Source organism: Bradyrhizobium sp. Ken01 (assembly GCF_055807355.1).
Genome location: NZ_JBVVPC010000023.1, coordinates 1 through 25,979, shown reverse-complemented (window position 1 = coordinate 25,979; position 25,979 = coordinate 1). Strand labels below are relative to the sequence as shown.

The following is a 25,979-nucleotide window of genomic DNA, read 5'->3' as shown; positions in this document are numbered from 1 at the left end:
TTGTTGGGTGGGGTCCGCTGATCCACCCCACAAATTTCTGTTTGAAATCAATCTCCTTTCTACTGTGCATGGGGTTGTTTTCGCGGAAAAGGGTTTTTCGATAAAGCGAAACCGCTTGTGTCGTCGGGCAAAACACCTTTAGGGTTCTGCCCGTCGTTCCCGTCATTGCGAGCGCAGCGAAGCAATCCAGAAATGCGTCCGCGGAAAGATTCCTGGATTGCTTCGCTGCGCTCGCAATGACTGCTCCGGAAGCAGAGGCGCTCCGACCGACCGTCCACTTGCGCGGACCCGCTGCTCTCTCGCCCGGCGGAATATTTCCGCGCTTGCCAACAGGGCGGCAGCGGTTCAGAAAAAACCGGACGTGAGACACGCCAGCGGAGACCTTATTTGACCATCAAGGGCAAGGCCTACATTGCCGGGATTTTTGAACACCCGACCCGGCACGCGCCGGACAAATCCACCGCGCAGCTCCATGCCGAGGTCGCCAAGGGCGCGATCGAGGATGCCGGGCTCAGCAAGGACGATGTCGACGGCTATTTCTGCGCCGGCGACGCCCCGGGCGGCGCCTGGCCGATGGTCGATTATCTCGGGCTGAACACCAAGAAACTCCGTCATGTCGATTCCACCGAGACCGGCGGCTGTTCCTACATCATCCATCTCGGCCATGCCGCCGAAGCGATCGCCGCGGGCAAGTGCTCGATCGCGCTGATCACGTTGGCCGGCAAGCCGCGCACCGGGGCGATGCCGCCGCGCGCGGCCGGCGCCGAGGCCGATTTCGAGACGGCATACGGCGCGACCACGCACAATGCCTACGGCATGTGTGCCATGCGCCACATGCACGACTATGGCACCACGAGCGAGCAGCTCGCCTGGATCAAGGTCGCGGCCTCGCACCACGCGCAATACAATCCGCATGCGATGCTCAAGGATGTGGTCACCGTCGAGGACGTCCTGAACTCGCCGATGATCTCCGATCCCTTGCATCGCATGGATTGCTGCGTCGTCTCCGACGGCGGCGGCGCGCTGATCGTGACCACGCCCGAGATCGCAAAAAGCCTGAAGAAGCCGCTGGTCCGGTTGATCGGTCACGGCGAAGCGATGAAGGGCCCGCGCGGCGGCAAGGATCTCGACCTCACTTACTCCGCCGGAATCTGGTCCGGCCCGCGCGCCTTCGAGGAGGCCGGCATCACGCCGAAGGACATCAAATACGCATCGATCTACGACAGCTTCACCATCACCGTCTTGATGCAGCTTGAGGACCTCGGCTTCTGCAAGAAAGGCGAGGGCGGCAAGTTCGTCGCCGACGGCAATTTGATCTCGGGCGTGGGCAAGTTGCCGTTCAACACCGATGGCGGTGGCCTCTGCAGCAACCATCCCGTCAACCGCGGCGGCATGACCAAGATCCTCGAGGCTGTGCGGCAGCTGCGCGGCGAGGCGCATCCGAAGGTGCAGGTCAAGAATTGCGATCTCGCCATCGCCCACGGCACCGGCGGCTTGCTCGGTGTCCGCCACGCCGCCTCGACTGCCATTCTGGAGCGCGTGTGATGAGCGAAGCCAAGAAATATCCGGCGCCGGTGACCAACCCTGAGACCGCCGCGTTCTGGGACGCCGCCAAGCAGGGCAAGTTCATGATCAAGCGCTGCACCGCCTGCGGCGAGGCGCATTACTTCCCGCGCGCGATCTGCCCGTTCTGCTACTCCGACAAGACGGTGTGGGAGGAGTCTTCGGGCGAAGGCACGATCTACACGTACAGCTTGATGCGAAAGTCGCCGACCGGTCCTTACGCGATCGGCTACGTCACGCTGAAGGAAGGCCCATCGCTCCAGACCAATTTCGTCGATTGCGATCTGACGACGTTGAAGATCGGCCAGAAGGTGAAGGTGGTGTTCAAGCCGACCGATGGCGCGCCGCTGCCGTTTTTTACGCCGGCGTAGTTTGCTTCTTCCTTCTCCCCTCATGTCCGCCGAAGCCTTGGCGAAGGCGGATGTGGGAGAAGGTGGCGCGAAGCGCCGGATGAGGGGTATCGCTCCGCGGAGAAAGCTTTCACTGCGGAAGCAACCCTCACCCAAACGAGTTTGCCGCACGACTCGTGCAGCCCTCTCCCACAAGGGGAGAGGGCACTTCGACTGGCAGCGGCGCATAAGAATCCGGGGAGTAACAATAAAATGTCCGCCAGATACGACGAACTCAAAGGCCTCAAGAACCTCGGCCAGAAATATGCCTACACCGACCGTGAAGTGATGCTCTATGCCTACGGTATCGGCCTCGGCGCCGATCCGATGGACGAAAACGAGCTCGCCTTCGTCAACGAGGGCACGCTGTCGCCGCGGCCGCTCAAGGTGGTGCCGACCTTCGCCTCCGTCGCGGCATGGGGCGCGGGGCCCGGCGAGATGAACCTCAACCGCGTGATGGTGGTGGACGGCGAGCGCGATATCACCTTCCACCAGCCGCTGCCGGTCGCCGCGCACATCACCGCCGACTCCTCCGTCGTCGAAGTCTACGACAAGGGCAAGGACAAGGGCGTCGTCATCAGCCACCAGACCGTGCTCAAGAACGAGAAGGGCGAGAAGCTTGCGACGCTGGTCGCTTCGCGCTTCGCCCGCGGCGATGGCGGCTTTGGCGGGCCGAACCTGACCCAGCCCGATCCGCACAAGATCCCGTCGCGCGCGCCCGACACGACCATCGACATCGTCACGCGCCCCGATCAGGCGCTCGTCTATCGTCTGTGCGGCGACCGCAACCCGCTGCACTCCGATCCCGAGTTCGCAAAGAAGGCCGGCTTCCCGCGTCCGATCCTGCACGGCATGTGCACCTACGGCATCACCTGCCGCGGCGTGCTGCAGACCTATGCCGACTACGACGCCTCCGCCTTCCGCCAGCACGTCGCGCGGTTCTCCTCGCCGGTCTATCCCGGCGAGACCGTGACCATGGACCTCTGGAAGGACGGCAGCGTGATCTCGTTCGAAGCCAAGGTGAAGTCGCGCGGCGTCACCGTGATCAAGAACGGCAAGACGGTGCTGGGTTAGTCGGGCACCGGCGTTTCACTCCCTCGCCCCGCTCTTGCGGGGAGAGGGTGGGGTGAGGGGCTCTCACCGCGAGCCAAGACGGTGTTGAGACCTGTACCCCCTCACCCGGATCGCAAGGGCGATCCGACCTCTCCCCGCAAGCGGGGCGAGGTAAGAAAAACAAAACCAGGGAGACGCCACCATGGGATTACTCGACGGCAAGGTTGCGCTGATCACCGGCGCGGGCGGGGGGCTCGGTGAGGCCTACGCAAAGCTGTTCGCGCGGGAAGGGGCCTCCGTCGTCGTCAACGACCTCGGCGGACCTCGTGACGGCACCGGCGCCGACACATCGATGGCGCAGCTCGTGGTAGACGCGATCAAGGCCGAGGGCGGCAAGGCGGTCGCCAACGGCGCCGACATCTCCACCATGGAAGGCGGCCAGTCGGTGTTCGACGACGCCATCAAGCATTTCGGCCGTGCCGACATCCTCGTCAACAATGCCGGCATTCTGCGCGACCAGACCTTCGCCAAGGCCTCTGAGTCCGACTGGGACAAGGTCATCAAGGTGCATCTGAAGGGCACCTTTTGTTGCACCATGCCGGTGTTTCGCTGGATGCGGGAAAACGGCGGCGGCGTCATCGTCAACACCTCCTCGACCTCGGGCCTGATCGGCAATTTCGGCCAGAGCAATTACGGCGCGGCCAAGGGCGGCATCTGGGGCCTGTCCAACGTGCTGGCGATCGAGGGGCGCAAATACAACATCCGGATCTGGACGCTTGCGCCGGGCGCGCTGACCCGCATGACCGCAGACCTGCCCCGCTATAAGGAGAACCCCGGTGCGGCGCTGGGGCCGGACGGCATCGCGCCGGCCGTGCTATACATGGTCAGCGACTTGTCGGGCGACCAGACCGGCAAGGTGCTGGGCGTGTCCGGGCCCCGCGGCGTGCGCGAAATGCGGATGATGGAAATGGACGGCTGGAAGCCGCCGCACACGGCCTGGAAGGCCCAGGACATCGCCGATCATGCCAAGGAGATCTTCTTCTCCGAAGAGCAGATCAAGATGGGGGCGCGGCGGTTTTGACAGGCCGTCATCCCGGGGCACACGAAGCGTGAGCCCGGGATCCATGGTACAGCACGCGCAGCAGATAAATGGATTCCGGGCTCGTGCTTTGCACGCCCCGGAATGACCGAGGAAGAGAGACCCAATGAAACTCACCGCCGACGCCAAGGGCACCTTCGCAATCGCGCCGACGCCGTTCCACGATGACGGCCGGATCGACGAGCGCTCCATCGACCGCCTGACCGATTTCTACGAGGAGGTCGGCTGCGACGGCGTCACGGTGCTGGGCATCCTCGGTGAGGCGCCGAAGCTCGATGCCGCCGAGGCCGAGCGGGTAGCGGTACGCTTCGTCAAGCGCGCCAAGACAATGCAGGTGATCGTCGGCGTCTCCGCGCCGGGTTTTGCCACCATGCGCTCGCTGGCGAAGGCATCGATGGAGGCCGGTGCAGCCGGTGTGATGATCGCGCCGCCGCCGTCGTTGAGGACCGACGACCAGATCATCGGTTATTACAAGCAGGCGGCCGAGGCGATCGGCCCCGACGTGCCCTGGGTGCTCCAGGACTATCCGCTGACCTTGTCGGTGGTGTTCACCCCTGCCGTGATCCGCAAGATCGTCATGGACAATCCGAACTGCGTCATGCTCAAGCACGAGGACTGGCCGGGGCTGGAAAAGATCTCGACGCTGCGCAATTTCCAGAAGGACGGCTCGCTGCGGCCGCTCTCGATCCTCTGCGGCAATGGCGGGCTCTTTCTCGACTTCGAGATGGAGCGCGGCGCCGACGGCGCCATGACGGGCTACGCTTTTCCCGAGCTTCTGATCGACGTCGTGCGCCTTTCGAAGGAAGGCAAGCGCGACGCCGCCCATGATCTGTTCGACGCACATCTGCCGCTGATCCGCTACGAGCAGCAGCCGGGCGCGGGCCTCGCCGTGCGCAAATACGTGCTGCAGAAGCGCGGCATCATCGCCTCCAGCGCCCAGCGCAAGCCCGGCGCCACCATTACGCCTGCGGCGAAGGCAGAGGTCGAGTACCTGCTGTCGCGCGTCGCCCGAATCGACAAGCGCGCCAATCTCGGTCCGCAATCCAGCGCGGCAGGTTAGTCGAATGGCCGAGGCATCAGCATCACGCCCTGCGTCGACGATCCTCCTGCTGCGCGACGGCGTGAAGGTCGACGGCAAGAGCCGCGACGAAATTGAAGTCTTCATGATGGTCCGCCATCATCAGATCGAGTTCAATTCGGGCGCGCTGGTGTTTCCCGGCGGCAGCGTCGATGCCGGCGATCAGGAGATCGTCAAGCGCTCCGACCTGTATTCGGGCGGCGAGGGCTTGAACGAAGCAGACCGCGGTTTTCGGATCGCCGCGATCCGCGAGACCTTTGAGGAAAGCGGCATCCTGCTGGCGCGCTCGAAAGACTCGGGTACACCTGTTGACGCCAAGCGCGCCGGCGAGATCGCCGATGCGCATCGCGTCGCGCTCAACGAGCACAAGATCAGCTTCCTGAGCATACTGGCCGACAACGGACTTCAGCTCGCTCTCGATACGCTCGTGCCTTACGCGCACTGGATCACGCCCGAGGGCATGCCAAAACGTTTCGACACCTGGTTCTTCCTTGCGGCGGCACCGCCCGACCAGCTCGGCGCGCATGACGGCCGGGAGTCGACCGATTCGATCTGGGTCTCGCCGCGGGAGGCGGTGGAGGGCGGCGAGAGCGGCCGCTTCAAGCTGCCGTTCCCGACCACGCGCAATTTGATCCGGCTCGCCAAACAGGGCAGCGTGAGCGCCGCGCTCGAGCACGCCCGCGGGATGTCTGTCGTGACGGTGATGCCTGTCATGACCAAGACCGATACCGGCCGTCAGCTCCGCATTCCCCGCGAGGCCGGCTATGACGGCGAGGTGTTCGAGGTCGGGGCGATCGGCTAAGACACTTCGACACCAAGCGAAGTATCGGCGAGGGCAGACGCGCTAGGTTGCGTCCCTGACAACGGGACGGGACGCGCGATATGGCCAACCGGCAGGACAATCGGCAGAACAACAACATCGCCGTCGAGCTGGCGCTGCTGCTCGCGCTCGCGACGCTCTGGGGCGGCTCCTACACCTTCATCAAGCTCGGCGTCGCCACCATTCCGCCGATCACGCTGATCGCGGCGCGCACCACGATTGCGGGCCTGCTGCTGCTCGCGATCATGTGGGCGCGGGGCATCAGGATGCCGACGGATGCCGCGACCTGGCAACGCTTTGCCTTCCAGGCCGTGCTCAACAGCGTGATCCCCTGGACGTTGATCGCTTGGGGCGAGCGCCACGTCGATGCCGCGCTTGCGACCATTCTCAACTCGGCAGGCCCGATCTTCACCTTCCTGCTCACGGCGGTCGTGACGCGTCACGAGGCGACGACACCGCGCAAGCTGGTCGGCGTCGTTGCCGGCATGGCCGGCATCCTGCTGATCGTCGGCGTCGATGCCTTCCATGATGTCGGAAGCGGCCTCGTCGCGGAGGCCGCCATCGTTGCCGCCACCATCTGCTACGCCTGCGCCGCCATCTTCGGTCGCGGCTTCAAGGGCCTCGATCCCATGGCGCCCGCGGCCGGCTCGCTGCTGGCGGGGGCGGCGGCGCTGATCCCGGCTTCGCTGATCGTCGAGCAGCCCTGGACGCTGTCGCCCTCGCTGAGTTCCGTGCTGGCGCTGGTCGCGCTGGCGACCTTCTCGACCGCCGCGGCCTTCGCGATCTATTTCCGCCTGATCCAGACCCTGGGCTCGGTCGGCACCACCGCGCAGGCCTATCTCCGCGTGCCGATCGGGGTTGCCATCAGCGTCGCCTTCCTCGGCGAGAGCCTGAGCCGGACCGCCTGGATCGGCCTTGCCTGCGTCATCCTCGGCGTCGCCGCCATGACCATCCCGGCCCGGCGGCCGGCCGGCGTCAAAACGTCATAAAGCCGGGGCCAAGGAGGGCGGCAGGGCTTCAATATTAAGGATATTCGGCGGCCAGACGCATGTTCCCCCGGGACCGCAATACGTCGTATATTGGAGCTCCAATAGCCCGGTCCTCACATCACCAATGTCCGCCGAATTGACGCCGACCCCTGAGAAAAAGCGAACATTCTCGCTCTCCATCGGCCAGCTTACCTTCGGCAGCTTCCTTCTGGTGCTGGCGGTGATCATCGTCACCTCGACCGCGAGCGTGATCGCGATCCGGCACATCGACACGACCTTTGCCGAGCTGCAGCGGCTGCAGAGCGTCGGCGATCTCGCCGAGGACATCGACCGCCGCATGAACGAGCTGCGGCTCGCCGCGCGCGACTTCGTCACCGATCCCGGCGCCGGCATCCAGTTCAAGCAGGTGGGCGAGGCGGCCTCGACGCTCAGTGACATCCTGAAGAAGACCCGCATCGAGCTCGTGCCCGAGCAGCAGGACATGATCGACGGGGTCAGCGAGCGGCTTGCGACCTATCGCAGCGGCCTGGAGCGGATCTCGACCTTGATCGACCGCCGCGCCCAGCTGCTCGCCGGCCTGCCGCCGCTCCGCGATCAGTTCGACGCGGCTGTCTCCGGCACTGGGGACCGGGAGCTGGCGTCCCGCCTGTCGGAAGCGCAGAGCCGGATCGCGCTCGGTTTGCTTGCGCGCAACCCGTCCGCGGCCGAGCAGGCGGCGCAGAGCATGCGCGCGATGGGCGTCGCTGATCCCAAGCTCAGATCGGCCGTCAACGACTACGCCGAGGCGATCATCGCGGTCGCGGTCCGCGAACGGCAGATCGCCGACATTGACCGCGAGGTGCTGGGAACCGAGGGCCGGCTGATCGGCCGCGTCACCGAATTGCTGCGCGAGGTCAGCGCCCGGCGCGGCCACGTGCTGTCGCGCGACTTCGCCCGCACGCTGACGGAGGCGCGCTGGCAGAGCATCGTGCTCGGTACCATCGGCGTGCTGATCGGCATTCTCGCGGCCGGTTTCGTGGTGCGGCGGACGGTCCGTCCGCTCGCCCAGATCGCGCGGTCGATCCGCGCGCTCGCAGCTGGCGAGAAGAACACCTCGATCCCGTCCGCCGACCTCGACAATGAGATCGGCGACATTGCGCGGGCAGCCGAAGTGTTCCGCCGCGCGCTGGAAGAGGCCGACACGGCGCGCGAGGCGGCGGTGCGCGCACTGACCGAGCAGCGCCTCGCCGAAGAGAGCTATCGGAAACTGTTCGAGGGCTCGGTCGATGGCATCTATGTCACGACGCCTGCCGGCGACCTCCTCAACGCCAATCCGGCGCTGGCGCGGATGATGGGCTACGATAGCCCGCAGCAGCTGATCGACAGCATCAACGACATCGCCCACACCATCTACGTCCATCCCGAGGCGCGCGTCGAATATCAGCGGTTGATGGCACGCGACGGCATGGTGCGCGAGTTCGAGTACCAGGTGCGTCAGCGCGGCGGCGACATCCTGTGGCTGTCCGACAGTGCCACCGGCGTCCGCGACGACGCCGGCAACATCGTCCGCTACGAGGGCACGCTGCGCGACATCACCGACCAGAAGCGCGCGGAAGACGCCATCGCTGAAGGACGGCGCCTGCTCCAGCAGGTCATCGACACCGTGCCCGCGGTCATCAACGTCAAGGACCGCGACCTGCGCTACGTGCTGATGAACCGCTACATGGCCGGCATCTTCGGAATCGAGCCCGGCGATGCGCTCGGCCGCACCACGGCCGACCTGATGTCTCGCTACGGCGCGGCCAAGTCCGACGAGAGCGACAAGCGCGTGCTGACGCTGCGAAAAGGTCTCGGCTTCTACGAAGAGGAGTACATTGATTCTTCCGGCCACATGCGGCAATGGCTCGTCAACAAGCTGCCGCTGCTCGATGCCGAAGGCGAGATCGAGCGGATCGTCACCGTGGCGCTCGACATCGGCGAGCGCAAGCGCGGCGAGCAGGAGATGCGGAAAGCCAAGGAATCCGCCGAGACCGCGCTGCGCAATCTGCGCGAGACCCAGGCCTCGCTGATCGAGGCGGAGAAGCTGGCGGCGCTCGGGCGCCTCGTCGCCGGCGTCGCGCACGAAGTCAACAATCCCGTCGGCATCAGCCTCACGGTCGCCTCCGCGCTGGAGCGCAAGACCGCGATGTTCACCGCCGAGGTCGAGCGTGGCGAGCTGCGCCGCTCCGCGCTCAACGACTTCCTCCACACCAGCCGCGATGCGTCCTCGCAGCTCGTCTCCAATCTCAACCGCGCCGCCGAGCTGATCCAGTCGTTCAAGCAGGTCGCCGCCGACCGCAACTATTCGGACCAGCGCAGCTTCGATCTCGGTGACCTCACCGAGCAGGTGGTGATGAGTCTGCGGCCGGGCCTGCGCAAGCACAATCTGACACTCAACGTCGAGTGCCAGCCTGATCTGACCATGAACAGCTATCCCGGACCGTACGGCCAGGTGCTGACCAATCTGTTTCTCAACGCGGTGGCGCACGCCTTCCCGGACGGCCGGCCGGGGACCATCGACATCCAGGTGCGCGAGTCCGGCAAGGACAATGTCGAGATCATCTTCTCTGACAATGGTTGCGGCATGTCGCTCGACGTCCGTCGCCGTGCCTTCGATCCGTTCTTCACGACGCGCCGCGACCAGGGCGGCACCGGTCTCGGGCTGCACATCGTCTACAGCATCGTCACGAACAGGCTCGGCGGACGGCTCGATCTGGATTCCGAACCGGGCAGCGGCACACGCATCCAGATCATCCTGCCGCGCGTGGCGCCGCTCGAGCAGGCCGCGGAATAGCTCGAGCATTTTCGAGCGAACTAGATGCCGGTCCGCGTGAAGAAAACCCGTCGAAACAACAATTGAGAGATTCAGTTCTGATTCAATCAGAACCGAAGCTCTAGTCGGCCTCCGCAAGCTTGTGCAGCGTTGCGCCGAAAATCTGGCTGGCCTTGCCGACCAGCGCGGTGCCCGTCATGTCCCCGCGCGTCTCTGTGAAGGTGCCGCTGACGCCGATGCCGACCGCGGCAGGCCCGCCGAACAGCGGATTGTCGTCACCCCGCGGCGAGGTGTGACGCTGGACCAGCACCTCGCCCTTGAAGGTGTTGTCCTTCACCGTGTAGCTGCCGGTGTAATAGAGGTAGGCATCGCCGCCAAGAATCTTGCCGTCGCGAAAAAGAATCACGCCGCTGCCCTTGCCGACCCGACCATCGAGCAGGTTCACGTGAATCGAATAGAGGCCGTTCTTCATAACGTCCCGAGGCCGGCCGCCATCGCCCAATGGCGTAACCGGTAGGGCATTTATGCCAAAGGGCATGCGCCCACGCAACGCGGGAGTTTGGCCGCCGGCCTTGCGAGCCTGCCCGTGAGCCGTAGTTGTCCCGACTTGTCTATGACACCGCCATGACCGTCTGATCATGAAGCGAGGCCAGTCGTTGCGAATCAAGTTGGCCCGCGAAATGCATAACCATTGTTGCACTGGCCGCGGGGTGCTGGAGCAAGACAAACGTGAGCAACTGGATCGATTCCGGCGGCGAGAAGCCGCGTCTGTACAGTGTGCGTCCCACGATTTGCGAAACACGACAACGGCGGATTGGCGGCGCGGCACGCTGGCGAAGCGTGGCGAGCCTCGCTTGCGTCCTGGCCCTGATAGCACTCGCAGCCCCGATCGGGCACGCGCGCGACCGCGGCCAATTCGTCAACACCAATGCCGAATTGAAGGCCTGGTTCGACGGACTGCGAAGCGGCAAGGGGCCGTGCTGCTCCGACGCAGACGGCTCGGCGCTCTCGGATACCGACTGGGACAGCAAGGACGGGCACTATCGGGTCCGCGTCCCGCGCTATGGCTACGTGATCGACGGCCGGCCGCAGGAGCTCGTCTGGGTCGAGGTGCCCGAGGAGGCCGTGATCTCGGAGCCGAACCGGGTGGGGCGCACCATGGTCTGGCCGATCTACGGCTACATGGGCGTCGCCATTCGCTGCTTCATGCCCGGTAGCATGACTTAGGCGCACCGGGCGGCACATGACCGGTGAGCCGATGCGGCTCGCGCGGTATCAGGTATATTTCTTGTCGCGCTCGAGCAGCTCGATGGAGATGCCTTCGGGGCCGCGGATGAAGCAGATGCGCACGCCGGGGCGGATCGTGGTCGGTTCGCGCGTGAAGGTGACGCCCTTGGCCTTGATCTCGGCGGCGACGGCGTCGATGTCCTTCACCGTGAGACCGAAATGGTCGAGGCCCTGATGCGGGTGCGGCGGCGGCGGGTTGACCGCGTTGTCGCCCTCGAGTGGCGCGATGAAGATCCTTGCGCCTCCAAGGTTCACGTCGATCCGCCCGGGTGCTTGCACGATCTCGCCACCAAGGATGTCCCGCAGCCAGGCCGCCGTGGCCTCCGGATCAGGGCTGCGCAGATGGACGTGGTCCCAAGTGACGACTGGCATTTCATGTTCTCCCGACGGGTCTTGATGTTGCAGCGCATGTTAGCGGCCTCGGCCGGTGACCGCCACCGCTCTTGCCGACTCGACAGCTGCGCGGGAACCTTAGTTCGTCTTCCGGATTAAGGTAAGCAGTGGCCGAATCCGTTGTCGAACGTGTTTCCGCGGGGATCGGTGAGGCAGCCATGAACGCTGGGTTTGACCGCATCGGGTTAGGGCGTTTCGCCGGGACCGGCGAACGACTGGTGTGGGCGGTGACGATCGCGAGCGTTTCATTTGGGCGAGGCCTGCTGTGGCTGTTGGCGGCCATCATCGTCGGTTGCGGCACCTGGATGCTGCTCCCTGTTTCCAGAGGCAACAGTGCCGAACCGGTGAGGTCTGACGTGGCAGCCGTCGAGACGGCTCCTTCGCGCGATGTGGCCGCCGTGTCGTCGCCATCCGAAGCTCAGATTCCGACAATGGCAGAACTCGGTCGGATCAGGATTTCATCCCAGACCTGGCGCCGCGGCGGCCTTGGCTCCAAGGCGCTGGTGACGCTCACGCTGCGCAACGACAACGACTATGCCGTCAAGGATGTCGAGATCGTCTGCGCTTTTGCGCGGCGCGATGGTAGTCATCTCACCGACCGCAGCCGCGTTCTGGCTGATACGGTCGGCATGAAGAGCCGCAAGACTTTTGCGCGCATTCCCGTCGGCTTCGTCAACGTGAATGCCGATCAGGCAAAGTGTTCGCTTGTGGCAGCACGTCGGACATAAGGCCGGCATTGCCTGATAGCGGAAAAGTTACTGTCCCGGGGACTTGGCCAAGAAACTTGGCGTCGCCATTTGAACCGAACGGCTGGGCCAGGAACCAATTAAATGATCGCCTGTTAAGGTGGAGAGCCCACGCGGGGATGCGGGGGGCGGAGCGTGGCCAATGCCCATCTTTCGGTATTTCTTCTTTGTCGGTGGAGCCTTGCTGGCACTGCTGTTCGCGGCGAACTACGTTCTGCCGACTTCGCCTGTGACGCAGGCTATCGCAACAGCAAGCAACGAGCAGCCGTTGATCCGGATCCGGTCCGATCGCCACCTGCCGGAGCGAATTGTGCTCGACACCAGTCAGCCGACGCTTGCCGCCCCTGCGGTGAGGATCGCCGCAGTCGCGGCTCCCCAGCCGGCCGTGGAGGGCATGTCACCGGCTTTGGCCGAGATATCAGCCAAGGCGCCGGTCCGCGAGACGTTCGCTCAATTCACGCCGGCCGCGAAGGCCGATACCGCTGCGGCCAAGAAGACCGAAGCCAAGACGCAGATTCAGGCGCAGGCCCAGCTTCCTCAGGCTCAGCCCCCTCAGAGCCAGGCGCAGCAGCCCAAGCGCAAGCTCGCCAGGACGCATCCGGTGCCGCAGCAAGGTCGCCCGATGATGGTGATGGCCCAGCAGCCGCATTTCGGCTTCTTCAACAGCACTTGGTAAGATCAGGTCCGCCCCCCTCTCGAATCGGGGCGGGAAGGGCTTTTTATTGGCCGGTCTCTCTGCTAATTCGAACCCATCCGAACGTCGTCCGGCCTGCTGGCTCGCCAGCAGCGATCTGAGGCGTGTCGGCTGCGGCCCAATGTCGGGGCCAGGGCGCTCGTAGCTCAGCTGGATAGAGCATCGGATTTCGATTCCGAGGGTCGGGAGTTCGAATCTCTCCGAGCGCGCCACTTCCGGATATGTTCCGCTCACAACGACGACCGCCGCGGCGGCCTGCCCCCGTCAGCCAGCCGTCGGACCGGCTTGCCGGCCTCGTGCCAGCGTGTCGGACGGCGCTTCGTGGAAGATCGCGCGGTAAGCTGCGGAAAACTCCCCCAAATGGTGAAAGCCTTGGGCGCGCGCGCATGTGGCGACGGTGGCGCCGCTGCCCTTGAGAAGGCGAGACCGGGTCGCCCACAATTTTTTCAGGCGAATGTACTGGTGCAGGCTCATGCCACGCACTTTGCTGACGGCGCCGCCGAGCGTCCGGATCGAGACGCCAAACTCGCCGGCGAGATCGGCGGTATAGATCGGAGCAGTCGGATGTGCTGCGACGTAGTCGTCGATCCGTTGCACAAGTTTGATCGACCGCTCGCCCTGGACGGAGGCACTCCGGTCCGAGAGCGAATCGATGCGAAACAGATCGTCGAGCGCGAGCAGCAGGCCTTCCTGGAGATGGGCGGCGACCTCGGTCGTTTCGAACAGGGCCGGCTGCACCGACGCGGTACGCAGAATGTCGAACAGGAGCTGGCGTATGTGAAGCAAAGCGGGGCGGTTCGCGCTATAGGCCCGCAACTCGTCCGCCTGATCGAACCAGCCCCGGTCACTCAGGCCGAGTGAGAAGATGATCATCGCATGATGATTGGTCCGGCGCTCGACGAAATGGCATTCATCGCTGCCTCGGAGCGCGATGAAGAAACGCGCGTCCAGATCCATGCCCTTGGAATTGACCTGAAGGTCGTCCGTCATGGGCAGGATCACCATCCCGCCGGGCATCCGATAGGCGGCGTCGAGGATGCGCGCGAACGAGCGCATCATGACGATGCGGCAGCCGGGCAGGGAGACGACAGCGCGAGCCGCTGCGAAACTCCGAACGTCGAGCGGAATGCTTCTCGCATCCTCCATCGACTCGACCGGCCGAAACGCATCGACGTCGGCAAAGCCAATCAATTGAAGCGCCGAGGATGGGGCGAGGGCGTCGAACAACATGCGTATGGCCCGCTGTCGCAATGTGACAATCAAATGAACGTCAGTACATCGCCATCAATGGCGAAACATCGCGCTTCAGTAAACCGGATTCCAGGCCGTAGTATTGCGGACATCATGGCATGAGCCCGGCGGATCGATGTCGCCGTCAACGGTCCCGAGTCATCGGCTGGCCGGAAGCGAGGTCGATGAAATGCAGCCGCGTGCAGGCGGGACAGGCGAAGGAGGCAAAGCTCTGGGCCTCCTGTCTCTGTTGCTTCTCAAGATGTGTCTGCACGTTCATGCCCGTCTGGGGACATCGAAAAACGATCAAATCGACCATCGTCGGAGAATGACGGCGTCGCGGATTTCGTCTTTGATCTAGATCAGTTTTGGAATGACTCCAGACCAGCATCCTTGATCTCGCAAAAAGCGAAGGGGCCCCGGAGGGCCCCTTTAGAATCACCAGCGGCGGTAGCGAGGTCCGTAATAGCGAGGGCCGCCATAAAAGCGCGGTGCATATCGGGGACCGTAGTAGGGCCGCGGCGCGTAATATCCATAGTAGTTCGGACGCCAGAAACAGCGTCCCCAGGCGTCACAGACCATGCGGACCTGCTCGACGTCGGAAACCTGCGGCGTCGCAGGAGCAGGCGCGATGGGCATGGCGGACGCCGCCGGTGATGCGACCATCGCACCCAGCAGGGTCGCGGCGACGAGGCCAATTCTAAGCTTCATGATGTCTTTCTCCGCTTACGCAATACAGGGATATCGAAGTTTGTTCTGATCAAATTGTGGCGGGACCGAAATGTAATGCTGATGAACAGGTCTTCAGCCAGCCCGCCGCAGGCCTGACCTTTAGCTCCGCCAGACTATCGCAGGTTCGCGCTCTTGACCAATGCTGTGCTTGCGTTGCGCTCCGCAGGACATGGCCGCCATCCTTGATCGCGCGCAACTCATCGGTGCAGCTTCGTCCCTAAGCTTGGCGTCGTGGCCAGCCTTTCGAGCATTTCGAAGAGCAGGCTCGCGAGGTCGCTTTGGAGCTGTGCAATGGACAAAATGAGAATCGACAAGGGTGACTGGCTGGTCGTGTGCGACGGGCGCAAGGCGCTCATTCTGGAAAACCTCGGCGACGGGATGTTTCCGAACCTCCACATCAGGGAGGTGCACGAGCAGCCCAATCCCTCGACCGGTGCACAAGGGACCGACGCGCCGGGCAGGCTTCATGGCGCGGCCGGCACGCGCAGCTCGGTGGAGCAGACGGATTGGCACGACGAGGCCGAGCGCGCCTTCCTGCGCGGCCTGGCCGGACGGCTCGATGCCGCCGTCAGCTCAGGCGAGACCTCGGCCTTGACCATGGTGGCCTCGCCGCGAGCCCTCGGGATGATTCGCGCCGATTATTCGGACGTGGTGCGCAAGGCTCTCCAGGGCGAGGTCGGCAAGGACCTCGTCAAACTGCCGGTCTACGAGATCGAGAAGCAATTGCTGCTGTCGGGCACCGCCAAATAGCCGCCCCTCCCGCAGAGGACGCGCCTGCGCCCCTCAGAAGCAGGGGTGCCGGCGGCGGTCCTGGCCGACATAGGCGGCTGCGCTCTGGTAGCAATGGTTGGTCGATGGGCCGTCGTAAAAGGCGAACGTCCCGGGCGTGATGCCGGGCCCGTAATTGTGCAGATAGCTGATCGGGTAGGGCAGCGGGTTCGTGTAGTGGCGGTGATACCGGTGATGTCCCCGCGCCTCTGCGAGGCTAGGGGCAAGGATTGCGGCCGACAGGGCAGCAATCGCGGCTACAAGCTTCAACTTGCTCATCTCGAATCTCCGGAACCCGCACGAATAGGTCAGCCGTTTATAGCCAGTTCGAGCGGCCGGAACACCCGTCTGCAGCCCGGAAATCGGGGCCAATCCCGCAGATTTCCGGGTGGGTGTGACAGAATTGCCGGTTCTGTGGCCCAGACTTGCCCATTTTTGGCCTTTTCGAGATGCTTAACGAATTCCCCACACAAGTGTGACCAAAGAGAATTAGCTCAAGACTCCTGTTGCCGGCTTCGTGGGGTCCATAGGCCGGTCCATTCCTGAAGGCTTTCGCCGTCACCTCGCCATGCGCATCACGCTTCTGAGCCTGCTGTTGCTCTCGGTCGTCGCCGCCACGCCGGCGCGGGCCGAACTGCACATCACCCGCGACCACGGCGGCTATGTCGAGGAGTACAAGGCCAAGTACAAGCGCGTCCGCGAGAAGGGCGAGCGCGTCATCATCGACGGCATCTGCAACTCGGCCTGCACCCTGGTGCTCGGCATCGTGCCGATGAACAAGATCTGCGTGACGCCGCGCGCCAGCCTCGGCTTCCACCAGGCCTACTACGACAAGGCCTTCACCTTCGGCATCAAGGTCACCAGCGCGGAGGGGACGTCCGACCTGATGGCCTATTACCCCGACACGGTGAAGGACTGGATCCGCCGCAATGGCGGGCTCACCACCGACATGAAAAAGATCAAGAACGGCGTCGAGCTCTGGAAGATCATCGATCCCTGTCCGGACGAATGGTGAGCGGCTGAGCCGTCCGGTCCATCGCAGCGCAGCATCGTCCGGACGGCACTGGCCGAAATTCGCATTGCCGCATTGGCCCCCGGTGGGGCAATGAGGGCGGCAATGAACCATAATCAAGAAGCCCTGACCGCCCGTGCCGCGCCGATCCTGTTCGTCCTGCTCTGGAGCACGGGCTTCATCGGCACCAAATACGTCGTCAACAATGCCGATCCCTTGACCTACCTCGCCATCCGCATGGCGTTCGTGGTTGGTCTGATGGCAATCATCGTCGCGATTGCGCGACCGAAATGGCCGGACCGTATCGGCATCGCGCACAGCGCGGTCGCCGGCATTCTCGTCCATGGCTTCTATCTCGGCGGCACCGCAATCGCGATTGCTCACTCGATTCCGGCCGGGCTCTCCGCGCTCATTCCGGGCCTCCAGCCGATCCTGACCTCGACCATCGCCAACCGATGGCTCGGGGAGAAGGTGACGCCGGTGCAATGGGCGGGGCTCGTGCTTGGCCTCGGCGGCGTGGTGCTGATCCTGCACGGCCGTCCCATGACCGGCGAAGCCGGGCTCGGCTGGCTCGCCTCCGTGGTCTCGCTGATCAGCATCACGCTCGGCACGCTCTATCAGCGCCGCTACTGCAACCACATCGACTGGCGCGCCGGCAATCTCGTGCAGTACGTGTCCGTCACGATCTTCTTCGCGATCGGCGCGTTCCTGTTCGAGGACCGCGTGGTGCACTGGACGCGCGAGTTCATGCTCGCGCTGGCCTGGCTCGCCGTGGCGCTTTCGATCGGGTCGATCGGGCTGCTGTACTGGCTGATCCGCCACGCCGCCGCCACGTCTGTTGCAAGCCTGTTCTATCTGGTGCCCGCCGTGACGGCGCTGATGGCTTATCTGCTGTTCGGAGAAATGCTCGATGCGCTGGCGATCACGGGCATGGTGATGTGCGCAGCCGCGGTGTTCGTGGTCAACCGACGCTTTTAGGACCGGCGAGCCGGGCCGCCGGAATACATCCCTGACGTGTGGGGTGCGTTCGTGTTAGGCTTGGGGCATTTCAGCCTCCTTTCACGCGGTGATTTCCATGAAGAATGCGCGTCGTGCACCGCTCGGCAGATCTCTGAAGCCAGTCCGCATTGCCTGCATCAATTATGCATAGGAGATGATGAGCGAGCGGATGATGGCGCGGCTCACGGCCGCGCTGTAGAAATGCTATGACGAGCACTTCCTGCCGGTCTGGGCCTACCCCGTCGATCTCGACGTTACCCGCAAGCCGAAGCCCGCCGACTGGCAGCTGGTCTATTTCAACGATGCGACCCACAAGAATTTCCTCGGGCGGCATGAATTGACGCATCGGGGACAGCCGATCTCGAAGATCTTCGTCAAGGCGCTGGGCGACGAGCCCGTCAGCGTGGCAGCCTCGCATGAGCTGTTCGAGACGGTGCTCGACCCCATGGCCAATCTGTGGGCCGACAAGACCCGGCACACCCAATATGCCTACGAGGTCTGCGACGCAGTCGAAGAGGACGCCTTCGTCGTCATCGGCTTCCCGATGTCGAACTTCGTCTATCCCTCCTGGTTCGTACCCTTCAAGCATCCCCGCGGCACGAGTTCGACCACATGGGATCGCTCAAGGAGCCGTTCTCGATGACCGAGGGCGGCCACGTCATCAAGAAGGTGAACGGCAGGAGATTGATCAAGCAGTTCGGCTCACCCGAGAAACGGCGGCGCTTCAACGCCGAGGACCGGCGCGGCCATCGCAGCGAATTTCGCGATCCGCAAGGCGAGCATCACCCGGGCCGGCGCGCAGCCAAGCGGCGAGGGTAGGGTATCGCTGGAGCCGTCTCCGGGCGCGTCCGCCCCCGGAGACTTCAGCGTTGCGATCAGCGCTTGGCCTTCTTTTTCGACTTGGCAGCTTTCTTGGTGGCCTTCTTTGCTGTCTTCTTGGCCGCCTTCTTCGACGACTTCTTTGCAGCTTTCTTCGAACTCTTCTTGGCCGCCTTCTTCGAAGTTTTCTTCGGAGCCTTCTTCGCAGCCTTTTTGGCTTTCTTCTTGGAAGCCTTCTTCGGCGCTACTTTCTTCGCAGCCTTCTTGGCGGCTTTCCTGACCTTCTTCACCGCAGTGACAGCGGCGTCCTTGGTCGCTTCCACGGCGGTGGTGATCGTGTCCATCGCCTGTTCGGTGATCGGCTTGTCGTCGTCCATATCGTCCCCCACGGTTTGCATGGAGCGATGACGATAGCGCGTTTCATAATTGTGTCAAAGCAACGCTCAACCTTTGCGGATCTTTGCGTAGGCGGCGAGCGCGCGCTCTCGTCCCTTGGAATGATCGACGATCGGCTGCGGATAGCTCTTGCCGAGCGTGACGCCGGCGCTCGCAAGCTCGATCGGCGTCGTCTGCCAGGGCTGGTGGATGAGCTTGGCTGGCGCATCCTTCAACTCGGGCACCCACCGTCGCACATAGGCTCCATCCGGGTCGAACTTCTCGCCCTGGAGCACCGGATTGAACACGCGGAAATAGGGCGCCGCGTCGGCGCCGCAGCCGGCGACCCACTGCCAGTTGGCGGGATTGCTGCCGGCATCCGCATCGACCAGCGTGTCCCAAAACCAGCTCTCGCCGGCGCGCCAGTCGATCAGGAGGTGCTTGACCAGGAACGAGGCGACGACCATTCGCACCCGGTTGTGCATCACGCCAGTGTGCCAGAGCTCGCGCAGGCCGGCGTCGACGATGGGATAGCCGGTGCGGCCGTGCTGCCAGGCGGCGAGCGCCTTGGCGTCGGGCTTCCATGGGAAGCCGTCGAAATTCGTTTGCAGGTTTTCGGTGGCAAGGTTGGGATGGTCGTGCAGCAGGTGCCGGCAGAACTCACGCCAGCCGAGCTCGCTCAGGAACTTGTCGATGCCGGATCCGATCGCGGGATTTTCTGCCGCGGCGAACCGCGCGGCGTGCCAGACCTGGCGCGGGCTGAGCTCGCCGAACCTCAAATGCGGTGACAAATGTGAGGTGCCCTCCCGGTCCGGGTGGTCGCGGTCGCCGACATAGCCGCGTGCGGTGTGCTTGAGGAAGTCGCGCAGGCGGGCGCGGGCGGAGGCTTCGCCGGGGGTCCATGTCTCGCGCAGGCCGCCGGCCCAGTCGGGCTTGCCGGGCTCGAGCTTCCAGGTCTCCAGCGCGTCGCTGGCGACCGTCGGCGCCGGACGCAGCTCCTTCGGCGCCGGCAGGGGCTTCGGCGGATCGCCGAGCGCCAGCACGCGCCGCCAGAATGGTGTGAACACGCGCAAGCCGCGGCCTTCCTTGTTGCGGATTGCCGCGGGCGGGACGAGCAAGTCGCCCGGGAAACTTTGCGAGTCCACGCCGAGCTTTGCCAGCGCTGCTTCGAGCTGCCGCTCGATCGCCTGATGCGGCGCCTGTGCGATGCCGTTCCAGTAGACGGTGCGGGCTTCGCTGTCGCGGACCACCTCCGCGATCACCCTGACCGCCGGCCCCTTGCGCAGGATCAGAGATCCGCCGCGGGTAGCAATCTCGGCGCCGAGCGCCCGCAGCGACTGCGCCAGCCACCAGCGAGCCGCGGCGCCCGGCGCTCGCCCGGCCGCGTCGTCCAGCACATAGAGGCAGATCACCGGCGCGCCGGTCTTCAGAGCCGCCTTGGCGGCAGCGTGGAGAGCGGGATGGTCGGACAGGCGGAGGTCATCGCGAAACCAGACGATGATGGGCGGAGCGCTTGGCGTAGTCCTTTGCGTAGTTCTGGGCGTGGTCAGGATGTCCTCGTTAACAATTTCGAAAGCATGTCGCGGGGCGTCGATTGGAACCGCCGTTAATGTGACCGTAAGCCGATTGCATGAATATGCAGGAATTACAGGAGTCATTCCATTCATGTCCGACCTTGCAACGGCAAAGTTTCTGCCGCAATTCAAACTTGGCACCAAGGCGCTCCTCTGCGCGGTGCTGCTGATCGCCATGAATACGGCGCTCGTGGTCGGCGCCGGCTATTGGTCGCTCAGCTCCGCTTTCAACGATCGTGCGCTCCGCGACATCGAAGTGAGTTTGCGCACGCTGGCGCTGGCCTTTGCCGAAATCGTTCCGGATGCGAAGATCACGATGCGGGATGGCGCGGTCGCGCGCGCCGAGATTCCCAAGATGCCGGAATTTAGGGATCACGCCATCGTCGATCGCGCGGTGTCCTATGTCGGCGGCAACGCCACCCTGTTCGTATTCGACGATGCGAGCGGGCAGTTCGTGCGGCGCTCGACCAACGTGAAGAAGGAAAATGGCGACCGCGCCGTCGGGACCCAGCTTGCCGCCGATCATCCGGCGCAGGCGCTGCTGCGTCGTGGCGAGGCCTACAAGGGCCCGGCCACGCTGTTCGGCAAGACCTTCATGACCGCCTATTTCCCGATCGCCGACGCCAGCGGCAAGGTCGCCGGCATCCTCTATGTCGGCATCCCGATGGCCCAGTTCGAGAGCATGCTGGCCCACACGATCGAAAGCATGGCGATCGCCGCCGGGCTCGCCGCGCTGCTGGTGCTGGTCCTGACCTTGCTGGTCGTCCGCCGCGTCACCAAGCCGCTCACCTCCGTGACGCGCTCGCTGACCGCGCTCGCCGAAGGCCAGAGCGACGTCGAGATCGATTGCGAGGATCGAGGCGACGAGATCGGCGAGATCGCCCGCACGGTCGCGGTGTTCAGGAGCAATTCGCAGGAGCGGGCGCGGATGCGCGGCGAGCAGGCGGCCGCTTCGGCTGCAGCCGCCGAGCAGCGCAAATCCGACCTGCGCAATTTCGTCGAAGAGTTCCGCGGCGGTGTCGGCGGCATTCTCGACAAGGTGCTGACATCGTCAGGCGAATTCGAGCGGACTGCGCGGCAGCTCACCGACACCGCGCGCTCGACCGCCGATCTGTCGGCGCGCTCGGCCGGAGCTTCCGAAAACGCCTCCGAGCACGTGCGTTCGGCGGCGTCGGCCTCGGACGAGCTGTCTCAATCGATCTCTGAAATCACCCGGCGCGTGCAGGAATCGAACGTCATTTCCGCTGAGGCCGTGCGGCAGGCCGAGGCGACCGATCAGCGCATCGCGCAGCTCTCCGAGGCGGGCGCGCGCATCGGCGATGTCGTCAAGCTGATCACCTCGATCGCCGAGCAGACCAACCTGCTGGCACTGAACGCGACCATCGAGGCCGCGCGCGCGGGCGATGCCGGCCGCGGTTTTGCGGTGGTGGCCCAGGAGGTCAAGACGCTCGCCGGCCAGACCGCCAAGGCGACCGACGAGATCTCGAACCAGATCGCCAGCATGCAGCTTGCGACCGAGGAATCGGTTGTCGCCATCAAGGCGATCAGCCAGACCATCGAGCGCATCAGCGGCATCGCCGGCTCGATTTCGGCTGCGGTCGAGCAGCAGAAGAGCGCGACCCAAAACATCGTCGCCAGTGTTCGCGCGGCGGTATCGGGCACGGCCGATGTCGCCGTCAACGTCCGTCAGGCCGCCGAGGGTGCGAACGAGACGGGTGAGACGTCCAGCCGGATGTTTGCCTCCGCCCAGGCGTTGTCGGGCGAGAGCCTGCATCTGAAGGCCGAGGTCGAGGGCTTCCTCGAACGCGTGCGCGCGGCGTAAGAGCTAACATCGTCATCCCGGGCGGCGCTGACGCATCGCCCGGAATGACAGTTGGGTTATTTCGGCTGCGGCACGATCCGGATGTAGGGCTTCGGCTCCTTCCAGCCTTGCGGGTAGATCGTCTTGGCCTCGTCATTGGAGACCGAGCCCGCGATGATGACGTCGTCACCCTGCGACCAGTCGGCCGGGGTCGCGACGCGGTGCTTGGCGGTGAGCTGGAGCGAGTCGATCACGCGGAGGATCTCCTGGAAGTTCCGGCCCGTCGTCATCGGATAGACCAGCACCAGCTTGATCTTCTTGTCCGGCCCGATGACGAAGACATTCCGAACAGTCTGGTTGTCGGCGGCGGTGCGGACAAGGGGATCGCCTGAGATGGCGGCCGGCAGCATGCCGTACAGCTTGGAGACGTTGTAATCGGTGTCGCCGATCATCGGATAGTTCGGGGCCGCGCCTTGCGTCTCCTTGATGTCCTCGGACCATTTGGCATGGCGGTCGACCGGATCAACCGAGAGGCCCATCAGCTTGACGCCACGCTTGTCGAATTCCGGCTTCAGCTTGGCGAGCGCGCCGAGCTCGGTCGTGCAAACCGGCGTGAAGTCCTTGGGGTGCGAGAACAGCAGCGCCCAGCTATTGCCGATCCAGTCGTGGAACTTGATCTTCCCTTCGGTGGTCTCGGCTTCGAAGTCGGGGGCGGTGGTGCCGATCGGAAGCGTCATGGTTCTACCTCATGCTATTGAATTTGCTTATGAATTCATCTTTGACCGTCGGGGCCAGTATAGGGGCTCCACGACCTCAAGTGAACGCTAACTGAACCGCTTCAAGTAAAATGTGAATTCCTTCTTCGAAGGCCTGATTTCCTAGCACCTTTTTGTTACAGCCGCGCCTGCGGCGAAACATCTCCACCGGGCTATACGGGCGCGATTGCCCCGAGAAAGCCTTTTATGACTCCCATCACGCTCGCCCGGCGCTTGCCAGAACCAAACTGGTCCTGACAGCGACCAATTGGCAACCATTGAGAAAAGTCGCGATCCCCGTACCGAATCATTAACCACCCCTTTACGCCGGCATGAAAATGCTGGCCGATCAGAAGAAATCTGGAAGTGAACTATGTCTGCCGCTGCGCATAAGTCTGTTGAGTCGCCGTCCCTCGAACCGTCCTGCCGCGATACCTCGGCCCATGCACTGACCATCGTGCGCGACGGCGTGATCACGGGCGAAGGCCCGACCACCAAGGGAAGGGTGCACTTCTCCCGCTCGCTCGATGCCGATGACACCGCCTGGTGCGCCCGCATCCTGACCGCCACAGCCGTCAACGACCAGCCGATCAGCCGCACTGAGGCCGAAGTGCTGTTCGAGATCAATGAAGCCGCAACCGAGCGCACCGATGGCGGCCGGTTCGACGATTTGCTTGCTAAGGCTGTGGCCCACTATGCCGCCAGCGCGTCTGGCCTGAAGGTGCCGCCGCGTAGCGTGGCGCTGTCGGCCGAGTCCGACATCGAGAGCTGGGCGCCGTCCTATGCCTCCAAGGTCAACAGCGAAATGCTCGAGTGGATCGCCGGCCAGATGCGCGGCAAACGCCACAACAACCGTCGCCTGATGGCGATGGTGGCGACCTTCCTGGGCGCCACCGCGCTGCCTCTGGCGGGCCAGCTGCCGAACGTGTTCGACATAGGCATGTAAGATTTTGGGCATGTAAGATTCTGCGCCTCTCACGAGGACGCATTTGAACGGCGGGGTTATTTCCCCGCCGTTTTTTGTTTGCCGGCGTCCGGCTCCAGCCCAAGCGTGCGGCCCGGGAAGCCGGCAGTGTCGAAATAGCGCTGGCTGCCGACGCGCTGGAAGTTCAGCACGGTCTGCAGGCCGTTCTCGGACTTCTTCGACTTCTCGACCCCCTTGTACGCCTTCGGCACGATGCCATTGGGCAACGCTTCCGACATCACGCGGCCGAGGAGGCCGCCGTTCTGCGATGCGCGCAGGCCGAGCAGCTGGGCGGCGGTCATGCCGACATCGGCATTGCTGACCGGAATATCGCTGACATAGCCGGCTTTGAAGTCCGGCCCGATCGCGGCCATGAAGTTCATGGTGTCGCCGCGGCTGAAGCTGCCATGCATGCCCTGGCCCTGGCGCAGCACGGAGTCGGCGACCTGCACCGAGCAGTTGGTCGGCGCCTCGCCGCAATCGCTGGCGTAGGAGCGGAAGTTGACGACGATCGCCGGCGTCGGCGTCGCCGCCTTGCCGCGCAGATTGATGCTCGACAGCGGCAGGGTGCCGGGGAAGCGGCCTAGCGAGTCGTCGACGAACAGGCCCGAGACGTAGTCTTGCTCGAGCAGCGTCTTGATGGTCCTGGCCGCCAGCTTCTTGTCCTTGTTCGGCAAATAGATCAGGTCGGAGCCGCCATTGGTGGCGACGACGAGATCGGGCTTTTCCGGATCCTTGCCGAGCACGCCGTTGCCGGCCTTGGGATGCTTGTTGCCCTCGACCTTGGCGTTCTTGTCGTTGGGATCGAACAGCGGCAGGTCGAGCGCCTTGGCAAGGTCGAGCGCCAGAAAGCCCATTGGCAAAAAGTCCTTCGGCGTGTCGTCATAGCTGAGCTTGGCCGAGGGGCTGGTTTTGCTTTCCTTGGAGATGGTCGAGAAGCCGTGGTCGGCCTGGACCATGATGTTGGTGTTGGCGGCAAGGCCGAGCTCGTCCAGCGCCTTGCGGAGCTGGGCGAGGTTGTTGTCGGCATTCTTGATGCCGGCCATCGAGGTCGGCCCGTTGATGCCGGGCATGATCTGGTTGAGGCTGTCGCCGGTGTTGTGCTGACTGCCGTCCGGGTCGCGCGACCAGAACACCAGCACGAACGGCTTGTTGCGCGCCTTGAACATCGGCAGCACGACCTTGGCCGCGACGTCGGCGAAATAGGCCTGCTGCGCGACATTGGCGACCGTGGTGCCCGGCGTCTTGGCATCGCCCGCCTTGGAGTTGTCGCCGCGCGGCGGCGTTGCGAGGGGCAGGCCGGCCTTGGTGAGAGCGGCCTTGACCTCGTCCGACAGCGCCACGCCATTTTTGCCGCCGGTGGCATCGTCGAACACGACCGAATGCAGGCCGGCCTTTTCGGGCTTGTCGGTGTGGTCGAACTGATAGGTCGGCCCATGCTTGCCGAGCGCGGCGGTGCTGTAGCCCTTGTCGCGGGCCAGCTTCAGGATCGTGTCTTCATTGAGATAGTCGCCCTTGAAATGCTCGTCGATGTCGCCGAGCACGGCGTCGTTCTCGATGAAGGGGACGACGGTCTCGCCGGCGGGCACCGAGGTATAGTTGGTCCAGATCGTGTTGGAGAACACGCCGGTGTCGCCGAGATAATGGCCGGTCGACATCGCCGAGCCGTTGGCCATGGTGAAGGTCGGGAATAGCGAGTGCGAATTCTTGAAATTGACGCCCTTGTCGCGGATTTCGGCCATTGCGGGGGCAGTCTCGGGTGTGACCTTCAGCGCGCGTAGACCGTCCGGAATGAACAGGATCAGGTTACGGGGCGTGTTGTTCTCGGCGGAGGCAGGTCCGGTCGAAAGTCCGGCGGACAACACTGTCAGTCCGGCTGACAGCAACACCAGTGAACGGCGCATCAAAATCTCTCCCTGCGAGGCGGCTTGGCCGCCAACCGCGGCCCCCGGTTCGTTTAGTTTCGCTGCATGACGGTTTTGTTACAAGAGCGGAGCGGCACGCAAAGAAGGGTGGCGGCCGCTCGCGTGTCCCGGACGCGCTGCAGC

At 64.1% G+C, this 25,979-nt stretch carries 25 protein-coding genes, 1 tRNA gene and 1 pseudogene; 18 read left to right on the top strand and 9 right to left on the bottom strand.

Translation table 11 applies throughout. From position 1 onward, the window contains the following. Positions 1-387: 387 nt before the first annotated feature. From AC0L3S_RS21570 to AC0L3S_RS21535, 8 genes are all read left to right on the top strand, one after another. The gene (locus AC0L3S_RS21570; protein WP_473250638.1) at positions 388-1,545 is read left to right on the top strand and encodes a thiolase domain-containing protein; all 1,158 of its coding nucleotides are present in this window, start codon (positions 388-390) and stop codon (positions 1,543-1,545) included. Then, a complete protein-coding gene (locus AC0L3S_RS21565; protein ID WP_007611535.1) occupies positions 1,545-1,934 on the top strand; it encodes a Zn-ribbon domain-containing OB-fold protein in 390 nt (129 codons plus the stop codon). The genes AC0L3S_RS21570 and AC0L3S_RS21565 overlap by 1 nt, the downstream gene beginning before the upstream one ends. 231 nt (positions 1,935-2,165) lie before the next feature. After that, positions 2,166-3,026, top strand: a complete 861-nt coding sequence (locus AC0L3S_RS21560; protein ID WP_473263930.1) for a MaoC family dehydratase — start codon at positions 2,166-2,168, stop codon at positions 3,024-3,026. Positions 3,027-3,207: 181 nt separating this feature from the next. Next, positions 3,208-4,086 (top strand): SDR family oxidoreductase, encoded by an 879-nt coding sequence (locus AC0L3S_RS21555; RefSeq protein ID WP_473263929.1) that lies wholly within the window; start codon positions 3,208-3,210, stop codon positions 4,084-4,086. A gap of 124 nt (positions 4,087-4,210) precedes the next feature. Next, positions 4,211-5,164, top strand: coding sequence for a dihydrodipicolinate synthase family protein (locus AC0L3S_RS21550; RefSeq protein ID WP_473263928.1), 954 nt, complete (start codon positions 4,211-4,213; stop codon positions 5,162-5,164). 4 nt (positions 5,165-5,168) lie between these two features. Beyond that, complete coding sequence (locus AC0L3S_RS21545; RefSeq protein ID WP_473281152.1) at positions 5,169-5,984, top strand: NUDIX hydrolase; 816 nt, start codon at positions 5,169-5,171, stop codon at positions 5,982-5,984. An 80-nt stretch (positions 5,985-6,064) separates the two neighbouring features. Then, on the top strand, positions 6,065-6,991 hold the full coding sequence (locus AC0L3S_RS21540; protein WP_473281150.1) for a DMT family transporter: 927 nt from the start codon (positions 6,065-6,067) through the stop codon (positions 6,989-6,991). 124 nt (positions 6,992-7,115) lie between these two features. Further along, complete coding sequence (locus AC0L3S_RS21535) at positions 7,116-9,803, top strand: PAS domain S-box protein (RefSeq protein ID WP_473281148.1); 2,688 nt, start codon at positions 7,116-7,118, stop codon at positions 9,801-9,803. Between the two features lie 100 nt (positions 9,804-9,903). Here the strand turns inward: AC0L3S_RS21535 and AC0L3S_RS21530 are convergent, their stop codons facing one another. Then, the gene (locus tag AC0L3S_RS21530) at positions 9,904-10,254 is read right to left on the bottom strand and encodes a GrlR family regulatory protein (RefSeq protein ID WP_007603093.1); all 351 of its coding nucleotides are present in this window, start codon (positions 10,252-10,254) and stop codon (positions 9,904-9,906) included. A gap of 257 nt (positions 10,255-10,511) precedes the next feature. Between AC0L3S_RS21530 and AC0L3S_RS21525 the strand changes: the two genes are divergently transcribed. Further along, complete coding sequence (locus tag AC0L3S_RS21525; protein WP_473281146.1) at positions 10,512-11,009, top strand: hypothetical protein; 498 nt, start codon at positions 10,512-10,514, stop codon at positions 11,007-11,009. Between the two features lie 48 nt (positions 11,010-11,057). On the opposite strand, the gene AC0L3S_RS21520 is transcribed toward AC0L3S_RS21525, so the two are convergent. After that, complete coding sequence (locus tag AC0L3S_RS21520) at positions 11,058-11,441, bottom strand: VOC family protein (RefSeq protein WP_007603095.1); 384 nt, start codon at positions 11,439-11,441, stop codon at positions 11,058-11,060. A gap of 179 nt (positions 11,442-11,620) precedes the next feature. Here AC0L3S_RS21520 and AC0L3S_RS21515 point away from each other — a divergent pair, with 179 nt between their 5' ends. The 3 genes from AC0L3S_RS21515 to AC0L3S_RS21505 all read left to right on the top strand — a co-directional run bounded on the left by AC0L3S_RS21515 (position 11,621) and on the right by AC0L3S_RS21505 (position 13,114). Next, on the top strand, positions 11,621-12,190 hold the full coding sequence (locus tag AC0L3S_RS21515) for a hypothetical protein (RefSeq protein WP_473264022.1): 570 nt from the start codon (positions 11,621-11,623) through the stop codon (positions 12,188-12,190). Between the two features lie 160 nt (positions 12,191-12,350). Next, positions 12,351-12,884 carry a hypothetical protein gene (locus AC0L3S_RS21510; RefSeq protein WP_473281144.1) on the top strand — a complete coding sequence of 178 codons (534 nt, stop codon included), beginning with the start codon at positions 12,351-12,353 and terminating at the stop codon, positions 12,882-12,884. A 153-nt stretch (positions 12,885-13,037) separates the two neighbouring features. Further along, positions 13,038-13,114 (top strand) — tRNA-Arg (locus AC0L3S_RS21505). A gap of 52 nt (positions 13,115-13,166) precedes the next feature. Here the strand turns inward: AC0L3S_RS21505 and AC0L3S_RS21500 are convergent. Both AC0L3S_RS21500 and AC0L3S_RS21495 read right to left on the bottom strand, forming a co-directional pair. Then, complete coding sequence (locus AC0L3S_RS21500) at positions 13,167-14,132, bottom strand: AraC family transcriptional regulator (RefSeq protein WP_473281142.1); 966 nt, start codon at positions 14,130-14,132, stop codon at positions 13,167-13,169. A 438-nt stretch (positions 14,133-14,570) separates the two neighbouring features. Beyond that, positions 14,571-14,843, bottom strand: coding sequence for a hypothetical protein (locus AC0L3S_RS21495; RefSeq protein ID WP_473281140.1), 273 nt, complete (start codon positions 14,841-14,843; stop codon positions 14,571-14,573). A 312-nt stretch (positions 14,844-15,155) separates the two neighbouring features. Here AC0L3S_RS21495 and AC0L3S_RS21490 point away from each other — a divergent pair, with 312 nt between their 5' ends. After that, on the top strand, positions 15,156-15,614 hold the full coding sequence (locus AC0L3S_RS21490) for a host attachment protein (RefSeq protein ID WP_473281138.1): 459 nt from the start codon (positions 15,156-15,158) through the stop codon (positions 15,612-15,614). 33 nt (positions 15,615-15,647) lie between these two features. Here AC0L3S_RS21490 and AC0L3S_RS21485 read toward each other — a convergent pair whose 3' ends face one another. Next, the gene (locus tag AC0L3S_RS21485) at positions 15,648-15,911 is read right to left on the bottom strand and encodes a hypothetical protein (protein WP_473263920.1); all 264 of its coding nucleotides are present in this window, start codon (positions 15,909-15,911) and stop codon (positions 15,648-15,650) included. 289 nt (positions 15,912-16,200) lie between these two features. Here AC0L3S_RS21485 and AC0L3S_RS21480 point away from each other — a divergent pair, with 289 nt between their 5' ends. From AC0L3S_RS21480 to AC0L3S_RS21470, 3 genes and pseudogenes are all read left to right on the top strand, one after another. Beyond that, positions 16,201-16,647: a hypothetical protein gene (locus tag AC0L3S_RS21480; RefSeq protein ID WP_007603109.1), complete on the top strand. Its 447-nt coding sequence runs from the start codon at positions 16,201-16,203 to the stop codon at positions 16,645-16,647. 102 nt (positions 16,648-16,749) lie between these two features. Further along, positions 16,750-17,622, top strand: a complete 873-nt coding sequence (locus AC0L3S_RS21475) for a DMT family transporter (protein ID WP_473263918.1) — start codon at positions 16,750-16,752, stop codon at positions 17,620-17,622. A gap of 97 nt (positions 17,623-17,719) precedes the next feature. After that, positions 17,720-18,462, top strand: a pseudogene (locus tag AC0L3S_RS21470) (hypothetical protein). Positions 18,463-18,518: 56 nt separating this feature from the next. On the opposite strand, the gene AC0L3S_RS21465 reads toward AC0L3S_RS21470, so the two are convergent. Both AC0L3S_RS21465 and AC0L3S_RS21460 read right to left on the bottom strand, forming a co-directional pair. Beyond that, a complete protein-coding gene (locus AC0L3S_RS21465) occupies positions 18,519-18,839 on the bottom strand; it encodes a histone (RefSeq protein WP_473263917.1) in 321 nt (106 codons plus the stop codon). Positions 18,840-18,905: 66 nt separating this feature from the next. Further along, positions 18,906-20,309 (bottom strand): cryptochrome/photolyase family protein, encoded by a 1,404-nt coding sequence (locus AC0L3S_RS21460; RefSeq protein ID WP_473281211.1) that lies wholly within the window; start codon positions 20,307-20,309, stop codon positions 18,906-18,908. A gap of 193 nt (positions 20,310-20,502) precedes the next feature. Here AC0L3S_RS21460 and AC0L3S_RS21455 point away from each other — a divergent pair, with 193 nt between their 5' ends. Beyond that, a complete protein-coding gene (locus tag AC0L3S_RS21455; protein WP_473281136.1) occupies positions 20,503-22,233 on the top strand; it encodes a methyl-accepting chemotaxis protein in 1,731 nt (576 codons plus the stop codon). Positions 22,234-22,289: 56 nt separating this feature from the next. Here the strand turns inward: AC0L3S_RS21455 and AC0L3S_RS21450 are convergent, their stop codons facing one another. Further along, positions 22,290-22,949: a peroxiredoxin gene (locus AC0L3S_RS21450; RefSeq protein WP_473281134.1), complete on the bottom strand. Its 660-nt coding sequence runs from the start codon at positions 22,947-22,949 to the stop codon at positions 22,290-22,292. A gap of 391 nt (positions 22,950-23,340) precedes the next feature. Here AC0L3S_RS21450 and AC0L3S_RS21445 point away from each other — a divergent pair, with 391 nt between their 5' ends. Further along, a complete protein-coding gene (locus tag AC0L3S_RS21445) occupies positions 23,341-23,913 on the top strand; it encodes a hypothetical protein (protein WP_473281132.1) in 573 nt (190 codons plus the stop codon). A gap of 56 nt (positions 23,914-23,969) precedes the next feature. Here AC0L3S_RS21445 and AC0L3S_RS21440 read toward each other — a convergent pair whose 3' ends face one another. Continuing rightward, positions 23,970-25,835, bottom strand: coding sequence for an alkaline phosphatase family protein (locus tag AC0L3S_RS21440; RefSeq protein WP_473281130.1), 1,866 nt, complete (start codon positions 25,833-25,835; stop codon positions 23,970-23,972). Positions 25,836-25,979: the final 144 nt, after the last annotated feature.

Coding starts and splice junctions, on each gene's coding strand:
- AC0L3S_RS21565 (WP_007611535.1), top strand. CDS start 1,545: ATGAGCGAAGCCAAGAAATATCCGGCGCCGGTGACCAACCCTGAGACC.
- AC0L3S_RS21560 (WP_473263930.1), top strand. CDS start 2,166: ATGTCCGCCAGATACGACGAACTCAAAGGCCTCAAGAACCTCGGCCAG.
- AC0L3S_RS21555 (WP_473263929.1), top strand. CDS start 3,208: ATGGGATTACTCGACGGCAAGGTTGCGCTGATCACCGGCGCGGGCGGG.
- AC0L3S_RS21550 (WP_473263928.1), top strand. CDS start 4,211: ATGAAACTCACCGCCGACGCCAAGGGCACCTTCGCAATCGCGCCGACG.
- AC0L3S_RS21545 (WP_473281152.1), top strand. CDS start 5,169: ATGGCCGAGGCATCAGCATCACGCCCTGCGTCGACGATCCTCCTGCTG.
- AC0L3S_RS21540 (WP_473281150.1), top strand. CDS start 6,065: ATGGCCAACCGGCAGGACAATCGGCAGAACAACAACATCGCCGTCGAG.
- AC0L3S_RS21535 (WP_473281148.1), top strand. CDS start 7,116: ATGTCCGCCGAATTGACGCCGACCCCTGAGAAAAAGCGAACATTCTCG.
- AC0L3S_RS21530 (WP_007603093.1), bottom strand. CDS start 10,254: ATGAAGAACGGCCTCTATTCGATTCACGTGAACCTGCTCGATGGTCGG.
- AC0L3S_RS21520 (WP_007603095.1), bottom strand. CDS start 11,441: ATGCCAGTCGTCACTTGGGACCACGTCCATCTGCGCAGCCCTGATCCG.
- AC0L3S_RS21515 (WP_473264022.1), top strand. CDS start 11,621: ATGAACGCTGGGTTTGACCGCATCGGGTTAGGGCGTTTCGCCGGGACC.
- AC0L3S_RS21510 (WP_473281144.1), top strand. CDS start 12,351: ATGCCCATCTTTCGGTATTTCTTCTTTGTCGGTGGAGCCTTGCTGGCA.
- AC0L3S_RS21500 (WP_473281142.1), bottom strand. CDS start 14,132: ATGTTGTTCGACGCCCTCGCCCCATCCTCGGCGCTTCAATTGATTGGC.
- AC0L3S_RS21495 (WP_473281140.1), bottom strand. CDS start 14,843: ATGAAGCTTAGAATTGGCCTCGTCGCCGCGACCCTGCTGGGTGCGATG.
- AC0L3S_RS21490 (WP_473281138.1), top strand. CDS start 15,156: ATGGACAAAATGAGAATCGACAAGGGTGACTGGCTGGTCGTGTGCGAC.
- AC0L3S_RS21485 (WP_473263920.1), bottom strand. CDS start 15,911: ATGAGCAAGTTGAAGCTTGTAGCCGCGATTGCTGCCCTGTCGGCCGCA.
- AC0L3S_RS21480 (WP_007603109.1), top strand. CDS start 16,201: ATGCGCATCACGCTTCTGAGCCTGCTGTTGCTCTCGGTCGTCGCCGCC.
- AC0L3S_RS21475 (WP_473263918.1), top strand. CDS start 16,750: ATGAACCATAATCAAGAAGCCCTGACCGCCCGTGCCGCGCCGATCCTG.
- AC0L3S_RS21465 (WP_473263917.1), bottom strand. CDS start 18,839: ATGGACGACGACAAGCCGATCACCGAACAGGCGATGGACACGATCACC.
- AC0L3S_RS21455 (WP_473281136.1), top strand. CDS start 20,503: ATGTCCGACCTTGCAACGGCAAAGTTTCTGCCGCAATTCAAACTTGGC.
- AC0L3S_RS21450 (WP_473281134.1), bottom strand. CDS start 22,949: ATGACGCTTCCGATCGGCACCACCGCCCCCGACTTCGAAGCCGAGACC.
- AC0L3S_RS21445 (WP_473281132.1), top strand. CDS start 23,341: ATGTCTGCCGCTGCGCATAAGTCTGTTGAGTCGCCGTCCCTCGAACCG.
- AC0L3S_RS21440 (WP_473281130.1), bottom strand. CDS start 25,835: ATGCGCCGTTCACTGGTGTTGCTGTCAGCCGGACTGACAGTGTTGTCC.